This is a genomic window from Aminobacter sp. AP02, assembly GCF_003148805.1.
In the GTDB taxonomy this organism is placed as follows: Bacteria; Pseudomonadota; Alphaproteobacteria; order Rhizobiales; family Rhizobiaceae; genus Aminobacter.
Window position 1 is genome coordinate 24,040 of record NZ_QGGX01000017.1, and the last position, 14,924, is coordinate 38,963.

Here is a 14,924-nt window from a genome sequence, read left to right on the forward strand (position 1 = left end):
CATGGATGAAATTTGATCCAATCGACCCTTTTCATCCCACGCCTGCCGAAGTATCCGGGAGGCTGTCCCAGGTCGATGACCGCCGAAGGAAGACATATGCCGCCGCTCGACGACAACCGCTATCTCAAAGGCGGCCCCGTTGCCGCCCGTATCATCGCCGAAGTGCGCGCCGCCGCGCAAAAGGCGACCGACGAAGGCTTCCGCCCCAAGCTTGTATCGATCACCGTCGGCGATGTGGCCGCGGTGGACGTCTATGTCCGCAACCAGCGCGCCAAGGCCGAACTCGCAGGTATCGACTTCGAAGAACGGCGCTTTCCCGCCGAGCTGACGGCCGGTGAACTCGAAGCTGCCATTCACGGCATGAATGCCGATCCGCGCATCACCGGCATCATCATCCAGCGGCCGGTACCGGCGCACATTCCGATCAAGGCTATCCAGGCAGCGGTGCATCCGCTGAAGGATGTCGAAGGCATGCACCCGGCCTCGATCGGCAACATCGTCTACAACCAGCTCGACCTGGCGCCGTGTACGGCGGCTGCTTCGGTCGAATTGCTGAAAGCCACCGGGCTCGATCTCAAGGGGCTGGAAGTGGTGGTCGTCGGGCATTCGGAAATCGTCGGCAAGCCGATCGCCTTCCTCTTGATGAGCGAAGGCGCGACAGTGACGGTGTGCCATCACATGACACGTTCGCTCGCAGCCCATGCACGCCGCGCCGACGCGCTGTTCGTCGCCGTGGGCAAGCCGCGCCTGATCAAGGCCGACATGGTCAAGCCAGGTGCTGCCGTCATCGACATCGGCATCAATGCCGAGACCTTGCCGGACGGTTCGAGCCGCATCGTCGGCGACGTCGATACCGACAGCGTCAAGGAAGTAGCGTCGTGGATCACACCGGTGCCTGGCGGCGTCGGCCCGGTGACAGTGGCAATCCTCTTGCGCAATACGATGGTGGCGCTCAACCGCCAGCGCGCGGTCTATCGCGCCACCTTCGGCACTGCCGAAGAAACGCTGGCGGCCGAGTAACCGCGGCTCCTAGAGCCTGACAACGTCACCCGAGATTTGCGATGTTGCCGGCTGACCGCCGGCCGGCAGTCCGCTGGTGACGACGATCGGCGTGCCGTCGGCGACGCGCCCGTACAGGTCGATGATGTCCTGGTTGATCAATCGCACGCATCCAGACGACACCGACTTGCCGATCGATGCCCATTCGGGCGAACCATGCAGCCGGTAGAGCGTGTCCTTGCCGTTCTGGAAAATGTATAGCGCCCTGGCCCCGAGCGGGTTCTGGACGCCAGCCTCCATGCCACCTTCCCATTCGTTGGTACGAGGGATCTGGCGCGCGCGGTATTTTTCCAATTCAGGCTGGCGGTCGATCATTTCATTCGGCGGGAACCAGCGCGGCCACACCTGCTTCCACTCGATCACCCCGCGGCCCGCCCATTCGAAGCCCGCGCGGCCAAGCCCAACGCCATAGCGGATGGCTTCATCGGAATTGGCCACGAAATAGAGGAAATGGGCCGACGTATCGATGACGACCGTGCCTGCCTGCTCGCCCGTTGGGTTGGACACGACCTGGCGATAAAATCGCGGATCGATCTTCTGGTACGGAACGGCAGGAATGTCGTGGCCGTTGTCGGAAACAGCCGCATACATGATGCTCGGGTTGCCGAAGGACGGATCGTTGCTGAGCGACGGCGGCTGAGGAAATGCTGTCCCGGAATAGCCCGACCGTTCGCTGCGTGTCGTGGAGCAGGCCGAAAGGGCAGCAGAGGCGATGCCTGTTGCGCCCAATGCCAGAAGACTGCGTCGGCTGATTCTTGACATTGGGTCCTTTAAGCGCGTTTCGAAACCCAGCAACGCTCGAAACAATCGCATGTTCCACCAGCAGTGTTCAATCCGTGAAGGCAGCAACGACCGAAACTAATTCTCGTTGTGGTCGCTGCGCAACGGCTGCCACATGGAAATGTCTCGTGGCGTGGCCAGAAGCTCCTCAAGGGCAGCATGCCACGCCGCGCGGTACGGCCGCTTGAGCTGCACCACGAGCACGTCCTGGTGATCGGCCCAGGTTTCATGCAGCAGGAAATGGTTGGCGTCGCTTGGATCGCCGTGCAGCGTCGCGCTGACGAACATGTCTTCATGGCGCATCGCATCGAGCACGCCGTTGAGCAGCTTGAGGAAACGGCCGCGCTGCTCCGGGCGGACGGTGAAGCCGATCAGGTAGGTAACGCTCAATTCATTGTCCTCGAAATCGTTGGGCCGACCAGCGACCGCGTGACGAGGAAAATGAATTGAGCGTCTGCCGGTTTCAACGACCCCCGAGGTAATAGAACGACATCATGCTCGGCATTCGCGCTTGCTCAAGTGATGTCCGGAACACCCGCCGGCTTGTCTCCGCCATAGGCCCAGTCGAGCAGCTTGACCGTATGGACCACCGGCAAGCTGGCGCCGGAGGCGATCTGGGTGATGCAACCGATGTTGCCGGTGGCAACGAGTGCCGCACCCGTCGCCTCGATGTTCTTGACCTTGCGGTCGCGCAAGCGAGCCGAAATCTCCGGCTGCATGATGTTGTAGGTGCCAGCCGAGCCGCAGCACAGATGGCCCTCGCGCGGTTCCTTGACGACGAAACCTGCGCGGGAAAGCAAATCCTTGGGTTGGCGGGTGATCTTCTGGCCGTGCTGCATAGAGCACGCCGAATGATAGGCAACCGTCAGGCCTGGCTTTCGCTTGGGTTCCGGCAGATCGAGCGTGGCAAGATATTCGGTGACGTCCTTGGCGAGCGCCGACACCCGCGCTGCCTTTTCGGCATAGGCCGGGTCAAGCCTGAGCATGAAGCCGTAGTCCTTGATCGTCGTGCCGCAGCCCGAGGCAGTGATGACGATAGCGTCGAGGCCGCCATTGTCGAGTTCACGTGTCCAGGCGTCGACATTCTGCCGAGCCGAGGCAAGCGCTGCTTCCTCGCGCCCCATGTGATGGACCAACGCGCCGCAGCAGCCCTCGCCCTTCGGCACCACGACCTCGATGCCAAGCCGGTTGAGCAGCGACACCGTCGCCTCGTTGATGCCGGGCTCGAGCACCGGTTGGGCGCATCCGGTGAGGATAGCGACGCGTCCGAGTTTCGTGCCCTTGGCGGCATGAGCGCCGGGCGAAGCCATTCTGGACGCCGCCGGAATCGAGGCCGGCGCCAGCCTGAGCATCGCCGCAAATGGCTTCAGCGCCGGCACAGCATCGAAAGCCCGGGCAAAAGGCCGGCCGAGCTTTGCGAGCTTCAGCGCCGCGCGGAACCGTGCGGGATAGGGCAACACCGCAGCCAGCACGCCGCGCGTAAAGCGGTTCATCAGCGGCCGGCGATAGGTCCTTTCGATATGGGCGCGGGCATGGTCGACAAGGTGCATGTAGTTCACGCCCGAGGGGCAAGTCGTCATGCACGCAAGGCAAGACAGGCAGCGGTCGATATGTGTGACGATTTCCTTGTCGGCCGGCCGGCCGTTTTCGAGCATGTCCTTGATCAGATAGATGCGGCCGCGCGGCGAATCGAGTTCGTTGCCGAGCGTCACATAGGTCGGACAGGTGGCCGTGCAGAAACCGCAATGCACGCATTTGCGCAGGATCTTCTCCGATTCCGCGACATGCGGATCGGCGAGCTGGGCGGGGGTGAAATTGGTCTGCACGGCGTTTTGGGCTTTCTCAGATAAGCCAGCTGTCAGGGTTCTTGATCGGCTCGCCGCGACCAAGCGCCTGCAGGCCAAGGATGCAACGAACGATGAACCAGACGGCCACGGCGAACATCAGCAGGAAGCCGACGAACAGGAACATCAGGACAAAAGAGACCAGCGCATAGAGCAGGCCGATCCAGAAGGTGCGGATCAGCCAGGTATAGTGCGTCTCGAGGAAACCGCCGGCCTTGCCGCGGTTCATATAGGCAAGGACGATTCCGACCAAACCGCTGATGCCGATGACCAGGCCAGCGAGATAGAGGATGTAGATGACCTGGACATTGGTCTGGCCTGGATCGAGCCAGCGGTCGGTCTGGCGCGGGGTGAAGTTCGGCTGATTGTCGCTCACGGTGTAGCTCCCTCTGATACACCCGCCACGGTAGCAGAGTCGGACGAATGCACCATCCGGCCGGGATTGAGGATGTTCTTCGGATCGAATTCGGCCTTGAGGCGCGCCGAGAGCGCCGCCAGCGCGGCCGGCTGCGGCTCGAAGACCGGGATCGCGGCGCGCCAGGCGGGTGCAGCACGAACCAGCGTGGCGTGGCCGCCGCCGAATTTCCGGATCAGCGCGCGCAGCAGTTCGGCCTCGGGCTCGCCCTCCATGCGCAGCCAGACGAGGCCACCTTGCCAATCGTAGAATGCATCGGCGGCCGCTTGCATGCGCAAAGCCAGCACCATGTGGTGGGCGTCCGCTGGCGGCATCGAAACGCGCCAGACCGGCTTGTCGGTTCCGTCGGCAAAGGGCCTGACATCGCGCACGTCGCGCCAAAGCGTCTTCGACGCCTCGCCCGCGATCTCCTCGATCGGGCCGGCGTTGCCGAGCAAATCGCTGAGATGGGCAACGCGATAGGCAACGGAAGGCCCAAACCCTTCGACGCGGAGAAGCGTGGCGGGATCGCCGCCCAGCTTGCCATCAAGCACGCGCGCGGCCATGCGCTCTGGCAGGTGGGCTGCCGACGACACCTCGCCGCTGGACCCCATGGCCATCGCCATTGCTGCGGCTGCGCTGTCGTCGAGCAGGCCACGTATGGCGAGCGTGGTTTCGGTTTCGGCCGACGGCAGCACCTTGAAGGTGACGTCGGTCAGCACGGCGAGTGTACCCCACGAGCCGGCCATCGCCTTGGAGAGGTCGTAGCCAGTGACGTTCTTGACGACGCGGCCGCCCGACTTGAAGGCCTCGCCACGCCCGGAAACCGCATGGATGCCGAGGATATGGTCACGCGCTGCACCTGCCTTGAGACGGCGCGGGCCTGCGAGATTGGCTGCCAGCACGCCGCCGAGCGTTCCCTTGCCTGTCTCGCCGCCCAGCAGCGGACCGTAGTCCATCGGCTCGAAGGCAAGCTGCTGACCGTTTTCAGCAAGCAGTTGTTCGATCTCAACCAGAGGCGTGCCAGCCTTTGCCGACACCACCAGCTCCGCCGGCTCGTACAATGTGACGCCCGACAGGCCCGACAGATCAAGCGTGTGCTCGGTTTGCAGCGGACGGCCGATACCGCGCTTGGAACCATGGCCGAGGATTTCGAGCGGCGTTTCATCAGCCGTTGCCCATTGGACTGCGGACAGAACTTCAGCGGCGGAGGTGGGCGTGAAGGTGGTCATAGCCGGTGCTCCCGCAGCTTTTCGAGTGCGGCTTCGCCGCGCGGCGACACGCGATAGCCGACATCGAGGCTTTCGGTCAGACCGAGTTCCTTGAGCTTGCGCACGTCCTGCTTGAATTTCAGTTTCTCGACACCGAGGTCTTGGGCAAGCACGGCGGCCGGCGTCGCGGCATGCTTGGCAATCGAGCTCAGGATCGAAGCGAAATAGCCCGGTGCCGTCTTGTCCCAACGTGCGAAACGCGCGGCGAGCTCGTGCCAATCGGCGTCGGACAGCGCCGAGCTGTTGCGCAAGCCAATCCTTGGGTCAGCCTCGATGCCATCGAATACGATCCTGTACAGCGCCGTGTCGCCATCGGCGCGCAGATCGGAGATCAGTGCCGCGCGATCGGTGTAACCGGCAGCGATCGCGTCGGCGTCGGACAGCTCGGCCTCGTCGACCGCCTCCACCTTGCCGATCCGGACGATGCCGGCCGCCGCGCGCAGGCCGGTCCCAGCCTTGACTGTCGGCCGCCGCCAGCGCCGGAAGGCAAGCGTGACGTCGCCGCGCGCGATACCGTCGAGGATGGATTGCTTGAGCAGCATCGCTCAAAACCTCGGAATGTCGGGAAAAGCCATCTGGCCACGATGGACGTGCATGCGGCCAAGTTCTGCGCAGCGGCGGAGTTGGGGAAACACCTTGCCCGGATTGAGCAAATGGTTCGGATCGAATGCACATTTGACCCGCATCTGCTGGTCAAGATCGATCTCGTTGAACATTTCAGGCATCAGGTCGCGTTTTTCGACGCCGACGCCATGTTCGCCAGTGAGCACGCCGCCGACCTTGACGCACAGGCGCAAAATGTCTGCGCCGAAGGCCTCGGCCTTTTCAAGATCGCCGGGCACATTGGCATCGTAGAGGATCAGCGGGTGCAGGTTGCCGTCGCCGGCATGAAAGACGTTGGCGACGCCAAGACGATATTGCCCTGACAATTCGCGCATGCCGGCGAGAACGCGCGGCAGTTCCTTGCGCGGGATGGTGCCGTCCATGCAGTAGTAATCGGGCGATATGCGCCCCACCGCTGGAAACGCCGCCTTGCGTCCGGCCCAGAAGGTCAGCCGCTCCTGTTCGGACTGCGACATGCGGCAGGTGGTGGCGCCGTTCTTGTAGGCGATTGCCTCGACGAGGCCGATCAAATGGTCGACCTCGACACCCGGCCCGTCCAGTTCGACGATCAGCAATGCTTCGACATCGAGCGGATAACCGGCATGGACAAAATCCTCGGCCGCGTGAATAGCCGGGCGGTCCATCATCTCCATGCCGCCGGGAATGATGCCCGCGCCGATGATGTCGGCGACGCACTGGCCGCCCTCCTCGCTGGTCGGGAAGCCGATCAGCAGCGCCCGCGCCGTTTCCGGCTTCTTGAGGATGCGGACCGCAACCTCCGTGACGACGCCCAAGAGACCCTCGGAGCCGGTCATGACGCCCAGCAGGTCATAGCCTTCGGCTTCGAGATGCTTGCCGCCCAGGCGCACGACTTCGCCATTCATCAGCACCATTTCAATGCCGAGCACGTTGTTGGCGGTGAGCCCGTATTTCAAGCAGTGCACGCCGCCTGAATTTTCAGCGACATTGCCGCCTATCGAGCAGGCGATCTGCGAGGACGGGTCGGGCGCGTAATAGAAGCCGTCCTGCTCGACTGCGGTGGTGATACCGAGATTGGTGACACCCGGCTGGGCGACGACGACGCGGTTGGGGTAATCGATCTCGATGATTCGGTTGAAGCGGCTCATCACCAGAAGCACCGCATCCTCGAGCGGCAGCGCGCCGCCCGACAGCGAGGTCCCCGAACCGCGCGGCACGACGCGAATGTTGCGCTCGTTGCAATATTTGAGCAGGCGCGAGACCTGCGCCACCGTTTCCGGCAGGACCACGACCATCGGCAATTGGCGGTAAGCGGTCAGGCCATCGCTTTCGAATGCGCGCATCTCGTTGACGGCATCGACCACACCTTCACCCGGCACGATGATGCGCATGTCGGCAACAATTTCGTCGCGCCGGCTCAGCGTCGCTGCATCTGGTTTGGGCATCAATATGCCGGACATGGATCACCTGCATCGATCAACTGGTAAAAAGCTTTTACCAGTAGTGCCGGCATCCTGTAAACCGCACGCTTTCTCGACGCAGGATGACACCCAAACGAGGTTCACGCAGCGTCAATCTGACGCTGGTGGGATCGGCCCGCCCATTCGGGCAGGCCAGTTCCTGCCGATTACTCGCCGGCAGCCGTTTTGGGCTCTTCGTGGGCGCGACGAACCCGGCGCACGCCCCACCAGACGAGCAGGATCGCGATCGGCACCGAGGCAGCCGTAACGATCTCGGGAGCGAAGAAATGATCCACGGTCGATGCCCCCTTGGCGACATAGCCGATGAGGCCGACGACATAGTAGGACACGGCGGCGACCGACAGACCTTCGACGGTCTGCTGCAGCCGCAGTTGCAGGCGGGCACGGTTGTTCATCGAGGCAAGCAGGTCGCGATTCTGCTTTTCAACCTCGACATCGACCCAGGTGCGCAGAAGCGTGGTGGCGCGGGTCAGCTTGCGTGAAAGATTGGCCTGGCGTTCCTCGACAGAGCGGCAGGTGCGCATGGCCGGCGCCACGCGGCGCTTCAGAAAGCCGGCCCAGGTATCGTAGCCCGGGACAACTTCTTCCTCGAGCGCCTCGAGGCGCTCGCGGACGATGCCGTCATAGGCGCGGCTGGCGCCGAAGCGGTATAGGCTCGACGCGGCGTCCGCCTCGAGTTCGGCTGCAAGCTCGGTGAGATCGGCGAGCAAGGCCTGGCTGTCGCGGGTTTCAGTCGCCTTCATCTCGCGTGTGGCCAAGGCAAGCCGGTCCTCGATGCGGCGAACCCGGCTAGACAGCGACAGCGCCATCGGCAGGCCGAGCATGGCGAGCGTGCGGTAAGTCTCGATATCGATCAGCCGTTGCGACAACGCGCCGGTTCGGGCGGGCGTGAGGCCGCGGTCGAGGATCAGGATGCGAGTGAGCCCATCGCCGTCCTGGCGGAAGTCGGTGACGATGCCGGCAGCGCCGTTCTCGACGAGGGAATAGCACAGGCTGGTCGGGTCGAATCCGGCGATCAGCTTTTCGTTGTCGGCCGTCCACTTGCGGATCTCCAGCCTGATGCCCGATATGACTGTGCCGGGCGGGCTGAAGCCGTTGCCAAACGGAGAATCCTCCTGGGAACGGCCATTGTCGGAAAGTGGCCCTTCCCAGAGATAGGTCGAGAATTCGGTGTGCCGTTCCCAACGCAGCGACCCCTGCCCCCATTTCATGGCGTGATGGCGGGCGTGGCGATCGGGCGATGCTATACCGAGCCGACGCGACAATTCGGAAAGCACCGCGTGATCGACGCTGGAGCCACCCTCGGTCATGAATGAAAGCTGGACCAGCACGCGCGGGGTTTCGACAAGTGGATGCGGCCTGGAATGCACCTCGCCAAGTGCGCCTGGACGGCCCTCATGCGCCGGGAAGCCCATGACGCTGCCAGTGGCGCGGGGAAGGAATTCGAGAGAGGATGGGTCGAGTGTCACCAATGGCTCCATCTGTGCCCGGAATTTTCTGGCTCTAGGTAAATTCGATGCAACAGGCAAACGCCAACTTTAGCGCTGACTGATAAGCAGGCATCGTCGAAAGCCGGCTCCATTCGGCCTGATTGGATAAATAATTTGACCAGTTGCCGAGGCGGCTCCTATCTTCGGCCTCACCGCAGAGGCTTCGGATACGACCTTGAACGACATCTTTTCCCGGATCGAACATTCGCGCACCGCTGACGAGGTGGTGCAGCAGATCGAGAGCCTGATCCTCGAAGGCGTGCTGCGCGCCGGCGACCGATTGCCTGGCGAACGCGAGATGGCCAAGCAATTCGAGGTGTCCCGGCCAATCCTGCGCGAAGCGCTGAAAGTGCTCGAGGGGCGAGGACTGATGGTGACGCGCCATGGTGGCGGCACCCATGTCGCCGATGTCATCGGACAGGTGTTTTCCAAGCCGGTGATGGAGCTGATCGTCCACCACCGCAAGGCTGCGGCCGACTATCTCGAGTATCGCCGTGAAATCGAAGGGCTGGCGGCTGAATATGCCGCGCGGCGCGCAACTCCCGAGGATCTCGCATTGCTCGACGGCATCATGGCGCGGATGGAAGCAGCGCACGCACGCGCCGATTTCGCCGAGGAAGCTGAAATCGACGTCGAGTTCCACCATGCCGTCGGCGAATGCGCCCACAACATCATCCTGCTGCACACGCTGCGCTCCTGCTACCGGCTGCTGTCCGACGGCGTTTTCCAGAACCGGTTGGTAGTGTTTGCCCTGCCCGCCGCCCGTGAGGCACTGCTTGAACAGCACAAGGCGATCCACCGCGCGGTGGCGTCAGGCGACACTGAGGGCGCGCGCAAGGCCGCCATGGCCCACATCACCTATCTCGAACGCGCCATGACCGAAGCGGAGCGAAGCGGCGACTGGCAACGCATCTCGCGATTGAGGCTGCGGCAGCGTACGGACATCAGCGACACGGGTCGCAAGCTATGACAGGCATGCACTATCTCGACGCCAGGGGGCCGGACGGCATCCGGATCTACGCCATCGGCGACGTGCATGGCCACCTCGAACTCCTGACGGAGATGCATGCACGTATCGCCGCAGAGATCATGCGCGACAGACCTGAGGACTGGCGCATCGTCCACCTCGGCGATCTCGTCGACCGAGGGCCGGACTCCAGGGGCGTGATCGAATATTTGATGGCCGCGACCGCCCGCGACAGCCGCAACATCGTTTTGACAGGCAATCACGACGTTGGTTTTCTGGATTTTCTCGCTGCGCCCGATCCTGACGGGCTGTTTGTCCGGCATGGCGGGTCGGAAACCGCCTGGTCATACGGCGTGGTGCTGCGGACAAACGATGCCGGAGGCCTGCGTGCCAGCCACAGCGAGTTGGCGCGTGCCGTGCCTGACAGCCACCGTCAATTCCTGCGCGCGCTGCCCTATTCAGTTTCGTTCGGCGATTTCTTCTTCTGTCACGCCGGCATAAGGCCGGGCGTCGCACTCGACGAGCAGGACCCGCAGGATCTCATCTGGATCCGCAAAGAGTTCCTGAATTATCCGGGACTGCACCCAAAAGTGGTGGTGCACGGCCACACGCCGCAGGCCGAGCCCGAAGTGCTGGCCAACCGCGTCAATGTCGATACCGGAGTGTTCTATTCAGGCGCGCTTACGGCGCTCGCCATCGACGGCACCGAAAAACGGCTGATCTCGGTGCAAATACCTTGGCTTAGCGGGCAGCGGTGACGCCGTAACCATCAACCACGCGATGGTCGGCCGCGGCATCCGCGGCGTAAATCCCAAATCCGCCGAGCACGATTGCCGACAGCATGGCGAAGGACAGGAGCGCTGCTTTCAAGGGAGTCATCTCAGGTTGAGCTTCCTGCATTCTGCATGAGCAGAGTTACGAATAAGTTTCCGAAATGTTTAATCGACACCGTCGACGCGCGGCATCACCGCCGTGCTTCTAGTCTCGTTCTGTATCGGGCTTGTGCCGCGCCGCACTCAGTGGTGGTTCATTCGCGATACCATCACCAGCTGGCGCGGGCTGTCCTTAGAAAGGCTTTCGGGCACAATCCAGCCGCCAAATGGCTATGCACAGCGGATTTTTTTCGACGTGCCAAAAATGTCACGGAACCGCCGGTTGGCTGCTCAGATCGCCGCCACCCAGGCGCGTGCCAGCGCCATACCTACAGCATCGGCCTCCGGGCCGTGGCGGGCAGCCTCGCTATCGTGACGCGCCGGCCAATCGGGATGGCGCTGGGCAATCACTTCCGCGAACGCCTCGTTCCATTGGCGCACCATTGGCCGGTCGGCCTCGAAGTGGAACTGGATGCCATAGCCGGCACGGCCGATGCGAAAGGCCTGGTTGCCGGTGACGGAGCTGCCGGCAAGCCGCACGGCGTCCTCGGGCAAGGTGAAAGTGTCATCGTGCCACTGGAAGATCGGGAAGCGCTGGGGCAGGTCGCTGAAGACCAGATCGTCCTGGGCTTCATCGGTCAAGGTGATGCCATGCCAGCCGAATTCGGTCGAACCGCCGATGCGGTTGTGGCCACCGTATGCGCGCGCCAAGAGTTGGCCGCCGAGGCAGATGCCGAGCACTGCCTTGTCCTTTTCGACAAAGTCGCGGGCGAGCTCCAAAAGGGCGGGGAAATACGGCGAATGCGCATCGTCGCGGGCGTTCTGGCCGCCGCCAAGCATGATCATCGCGTCATGGCCGTCGGCATCGGCAGGCAGCGCGTCGCCGAGATAGGCGTTGCACTGATCGATGACTGCCTCCACTTCGGCGAGGGCGGAACCGACCTGGCCAAGGCCGGTATCGGCAAAATTCTGGACGATCAGAACGCGCATTTCGGCCCTTCCGCAGCAGCGTGACAAAGTTGCGGCGAGCCCTATCATGCGCCGCGCGACGCAGCCAAGAAGGAACAGCTATGCCACTGCAGAACAGGGTCGACCCTTTCGGCGAGATCCATGCCGACCCCGCGCGTGGCATGTTTACCGGCAACCGCGGCATCATCCACGATCCCGAGACCAAACAACTGCTGAAAAGGCGCTGGGCGAGCAAGGCCTGGATCACCTGTGCCTTGGACTACAAGGGCGCGAAACGAGAGCCGATGGGCCGGAACCGTGCCGGCGCCAAGCCAGGCTGGACAGAGCTGTTCTTTCTCGACGAGGTGACCGCTCTCGCAGCCGGACACCGCCCCTGCTTCTACTGCCGGCGCGAAAGGGCACAAGCCTTCAGTGCAGCCTATGCCTGCGCCTTTGAGGCTGAAGATCCGAAAGTTGGCGAAATAGATGCCCGGCTGCATGAGGAGCGACTCGCGTCCGGCGGCAAGGCAATCGAAGTCGACCGGCACGGACTGACGCTCTTGCCCGAGGGCGCTATGGTCTCGGACGGAGAAGCCGACTACGCCATTCGCAACGGACGTGCCCTGCGCTGGTCGTTCTCCGGCTATGGGCCGAGCCTTGGCTTCGACGAATTCGGCGCAACCGAGATGTGCTTGGTTACGCCAGCAACAACCCTTGCGATATTGCGCCAAGGCTATCTACCAACGTGGCATCCGAGCGCCGCGCCAGCATAGATCGCCGGCTCTGCCCTCAAACCAGCGGAATCGATGCCGCGCAGGCGCGGGGCTTGACCGCCGACGTGGCCTGCCGCATTCCTCGCCGATGCGCGCAAACTACAAGATGCAACGGCTTTTCGTGCCTGATGACCTGACCCACGGTGCGGGCTTCGACGCCAGCCCGCAACAAAGCCACTATCTCGGCAACGTGCTTCGCCTCGGCGAGGGCGCGGAGATTCTGCTGTTCAACGGCCGCGACGGGGAATGGTCGGCCAAGATAGCGGCGAAAACCAAGAAGGCTGTGCGGCTCGAAGTGCTGGAACAGCAGCGGCCGCAGCCCGATCACCCTGATCTCGTCTACTGCTTTGCCCCGTTGAAGGTGGGCCGGCTCGACTATCTCGTGCAAAAAGCCGTCGAGATGGGCGCAGGCACGCTGGTGCCCGTCATCACCCAGCATACGCAATTGGCCAGGCCCAGCATCGAGAGGCTGCGCGCCAACGCGGTGGAAGCCGCCGAGCAGTGCGGCATCCTCGCCATTCCGGAAGTGCGAGAAACCGAAAAACTCGAACGGCTGCTCGGCAACTGGGACAAGGAGCGGCGGCTGATCTTTTGCGACGAGGACGCGTCGACCAACAATCCGACGTCCGCGCTGCAAGGTGTCAAGGAACGAAAACTTGCCCTGCTTGTCGGACCTGAGGGCGGTTTTTCCGACGAAGAGCGGCGCATGCTGCGCGCTTTGCCCTTCGTTACTGCCATACCGCTTGGCCCACGCATCCTGCGCGCCGATACGGCGGCCGTAGCGGCTCTCGCTGTGATCCAGGCTGCAATCGGCGACTGGTAGAACGACCGGCGGAGGCGTATTGCTTCCTGTAAATTGACCAAGAAGTGGAATGGGCAGTCCGCAACGGGACAATTCCAAGCATCAACATTTCAATACCGGCTGCGGAATCGATCAATTCCTGTTGACGAAGGCTCAGGATTTTTCGCTTGATCGGCGAGCGCTCGATCGTTCATCAAGCGCCCGCGGTCCTTCCGCCTTCAGGAGAAGCATACATGGCGCGCGACACCACTGATTACCGGCCGATCGAGGGGATGGACGAGCTCGTCGACTATCTCGCCGCCGGCAACAAATCGCGCGACAAGTGGCGGATCGGCACCGAGCACGAGAAGTTCCCATTCTACGTCGATGGCAACGCACCGGTTCCATATGGCGGCGAGCGAGGCATCCGCGCCCTTCTGGAAGGCATGCAGAAGACACTTGGCTGGGACCCCATCGTCGACGCCGGGCGCATCATCGGCCTCGTCGAGCCGACCGGCCAGGGCGCGATTTCGCTGGAGCCGGGCGGGCAGTTCGAGCTTTCGGGCGCGCCTCTCGAAACGATCCACCAGACCTGTCGTGAGGGCAACGCACATCTGGCGCAGCTGCGCGAGATCGCCGAGCCGCTCGGCATCCGCTTCCTCGGCCTCGGCGGCAGCCCGAAATGGACGCTGGCAGAGACGCCGCGCATGCCGAAATCGCGCTACGACATCATGAGTGCCTACATGCCCAAGGTCGGCACCAAGGGCCTGGACATGATGTACCGCACCTGCACCATCCAGGTGAATCTCGACTTCGAAAGCGAAGCCGACATGCGCCGCAAGATGCAGGTTTCGCTCAAGCTGCAGCCCCTTTCTACAGCGCTCTTTGCCAACTCGCCCTTCACCGACGGCAAGCCCAACGGCATGCAAAGCTGGCGCGGCGACATCTGGCGCGACACCGACAACCAGCGCTCGGGCCTGCTCGAATTCTGCTTCTCGCCGGAATTCGGCTTTGCCGATTATGTCGAGTGGGCGCTCGACGTGCCGATGTATTTCGTCATCCGCGACGAGCAGTACCGCAACATGACCCACATCACCTTCCACCAGTTCATGGCGGGTGCGGCGCGCAACGAAATTCCCGACGGCATGCCGACGATGGGCGACTGGGCCAATCACCTGTCGACGCTATTTCCCGATGTGCGGCTCAAGCGTTTTCTTGAAATGCGCGGTGCCGACGGCGGCCCGTGGCGCCGCATCTGCGCGCTGCCAGCCTTCTGGGTCGGCCTGCTCTATGATCCGGCAGCCCTCGACGCCGCCGAGGAATTCACCAGAAACTGGACCTATGCGGAAGTGCTGGCGATGCGCGACGCGGTGCCCGAGCAGGGCATTACAGCGCCGTTCCGCAACACCACGCTGCGAGAGATCGGCCGCGAGGCGCTCGCCATTTCGCGCCAGGGCCTGGTCAACCGCGCCCGCAAGAATCGCGAAGGCTTCGACGAGTCCGGTTTCCTCAACACGCTCGACGAGGTCGTGGCGCGCGGTACCACCAGTGCCGAGGAAATGCTCAACGCCTACCATACGCGCTGGGGCGGTTCGATCGAGCCAGCGTTCCTGGAATACGCATACTAGGGGCTCCGAAAGCCCCTTCAACCGCTTGCCAAAACGCACTACGCTCCTCCTCGG

At 63.0% G+C, this 14,924-nt stretch carries 16 protein-coding genes; 6 read left to right on the top strand and 10 right to left on the bottom strand.

All coding sequences use genetic code 11. The annotated features are described in order from the left end of the window. Positions 1-96 precede the first annotated feature (96 nt). Positions 97-1,020, top strand: coding sequence for a bifunctional 5,10-methylenetetrahydrofolate dehydrogenase/5,10-methenyltetrahydrofolate cyclohydrolase (locus C8K44_RS20275; RefSeq protein WP_109577670.1), 924 nt, complete (start codon positions 97-99; stop codon positions 1,018-1,020). Positions 1,021-1,029: 9 nt separating this feature from the next. Here the strand turns inward: C8K44_RS20275 and C8K44_RS20280 are convergent, their stop codons facing one another. From C8K44_RS20280 to C8K44_RS20315, 8 genes are all read right to left on the bottom strand, one after another. Continuing rightward, on the bottom strand, positions 1,030-1,821 hold the full coding sequence (locus C8K44_RS20280) for a L,D-transpeptidase (protein WP_109577586.1): 792 nt from the start codon (positions 1,819-1,821) through the stop codon (positions 1,030-1,032). A 96-nt stretch (positions 1,822-1,917) separates the two neighbouring features. Further along, positions 1,918-2,229: a putative quinol monooxygenase gene (locus tag C8K44_RS20285; protein WP_109577587.1), complete on the bottom strand. Its 312-nt coding sequence runs from the start codon at positions 2,227-2,229 to the stop codon at positions 1,918-1,920. Between the two features lie 125 nt (positions 2,230-2,354). Next, the gene (gene glcF, locus C8K44_RS20290; RefSeq protein WP_109577588.1) at positions 2,355-3,665 is read right to left on the bottom strand and encodes a glycolate oxidase subunit GlcF; all 1,311 of its coding nucleotides are present in this window, start codon (positions 3,663-3,665) and stop codon (positions 2,355-2,357) included. Positions 3,666-3,681: 16 nt separating this feature from the next. Further along, positions 3,682-4,059 carry a hypothetical protein gene (locus tag C8K44_RS20295; RefSeq protein WP_109577589.1) on the bottom strand — a complete coding sequence of 126 codons (378 nt, stop codon included), beginning with the start codon at positions 4,057-4,059 and terminating at the stop codon, positions 3,682-3,684. Further along, on the bottom strand, positions 4,056-5,309 hold the full coding sequence (gene glcE, locus C8K44_RS20300) for a glycolate oxidase subunit GlcE (protein ID WP_109577590.1): 1,254 nt from the start codon (positions 5,307-5,309) through the stop codon (positions 4,056-4,058). The genes C8K44_RS20295 and glcE overlap by 4 nt, the downstream gene beginning before the upstream one ends. Continuing rightward, complete coding sequence (locus C8K44_RS20305; protein WP_109577591.1) at positions 5,306-5,890, bottom strand: hypothetical protein; 585 nt, start codon at positions 5,888-5,890, stop codon at positions 5,306-5,308. The genes glcE and C8K44_RS20305 overlap by 4 nt, the downstream gene beginning before the upstream one ends. A 3-nt stretch (positions 5,891-5,893) precedes the next feature. Further along, positions 5,894-7,390, bottom strand: coding sequence for an FAD-linked oxidase C-terminal domain-containing protein (locus tag C8K44_RS20310; RefSeq protein ID WP_109577592.1), 1,497 nt, complete (start codon positions 7,388-7,390; stop codon positions 5,894-5,896). Positions 7,391-7,557: 167 nt separating this feature from the next. After that, positions 7,558-8,880: a DUF3422 family protein gene (locus tag C8K44_RS20315; RefSeq protein WP_109577671.1), complete on the bottom strand. Its 1,323-nt coding sequence runs from the start codon at positions 8,878-8,880 to the stop codon at positions 7,558-7,560. Between the two features lie 196 nt (positions 8,881-9,076). On the opposite strand from C8K44_RS20315, the gene C8K44_RS20320 reads away from it, so the two are divergent. Both C8K44_RS20320 and C8K44_RS20325 read left to right on the top strand, forming a co-directional pair. Next, complete coding sequence (locus tag C8K44_RS20320) at positions 9,077-9,871, top strand: FCD domain-containing protein (protein WP_109577593.1); 795 nt, start codon at positions 9,077-9,079, stop codon at positions 9,869-9,871. Further along, positions 9,868-10,626 (top strand): metallophosphoesterase family protein, encoded by a 759-nt coding sequence (locus C8K44_RS20325; protein ID WP_109577594.1) that lies wholly within the window; start codon positions 9,868-9,870, stop codon positions 10,624-10,626. Before C8K44_RS20320 ends, C8K44_RS20325 begins: the two co-directional genes overlap by 4 nt. Here the strand turns inward: C8K44_RS20325 and C8K44_RS20330 are convergent. Next, positions 10,610-10,747, bottom strand: coding sequence for a hypothetical protein (locus tag C8K44_RS20330; RefSeq protein WP_199227156.1), 138 nt, complete (start codon positions 10,745-10,747; stop codon positions 10,610-10,612). The genes C8K44_RS20325 and C8K44_RS20330 overlap by 17 nt on opposite strands. A 284-nt stretch (positions 10,748-11,031) precedes the next feature. Beyond that, positions 11,032-11,730 (bottom strand): type 1 glutamine amidotransferase, encoded by a 699-nt coding sequence (locus tag C8K44_RS20335; protein ID WP_109577596.1) that lies wholly within the window; start codon positions 11,728-11,730, stop codon positions 11,032-11,034. Between the two features lie 80 nt (positions 11,731-11,810). Between C8K44_RS20335 and C8K44_RS20340 the strand changes: the two genes are divergently transcribed. The 3 genes from C8K44_RS20340 (at position 11,811) to C8K44_RS20350 (ending at position 14,870) form a co-directional block, all read left to right on the top strand. Continuing rightward, the gene (locus C8K44_RS20340) at positions 11,811-12,461 is read left to right on the top strand and encodes a hypothetical protein (protein ID WP_109577597.1); all 651 of its coding nucleotides are present in this window, start codon (positions 11,811-11,813) and stop codon (positions 12,459-12,461) included. Positions 12,462-12,549: 88 nt separating this feature from the next. Next, positions 12,550-13,284: a 16S rRNA (uracil(1498)-N(3))-methyltransferase gene (locus C8K44_RS20345; RefSeq protein ID WP_109577598.1), complete on the top strand. Its 735-nt coding sequence runs from the start codon at positions 12,550-12,552 to the stop codon at positions 13,282-13,284. A 212-nt stretch (positions 13,285-13,496) separates the two neighbouring features. Further along, a complete protein-coding gene (locus tag C8K44_RS20350; RefSeq protein WP_109577672.1) occupies positions 13,497-14,870 on the top strand; it encodes a glutamate--cysteine ligase in 1,374 nt (457 codons plus the stop codon). Positions 14,871-14,924: the final 54 nt, after the last annotated feature.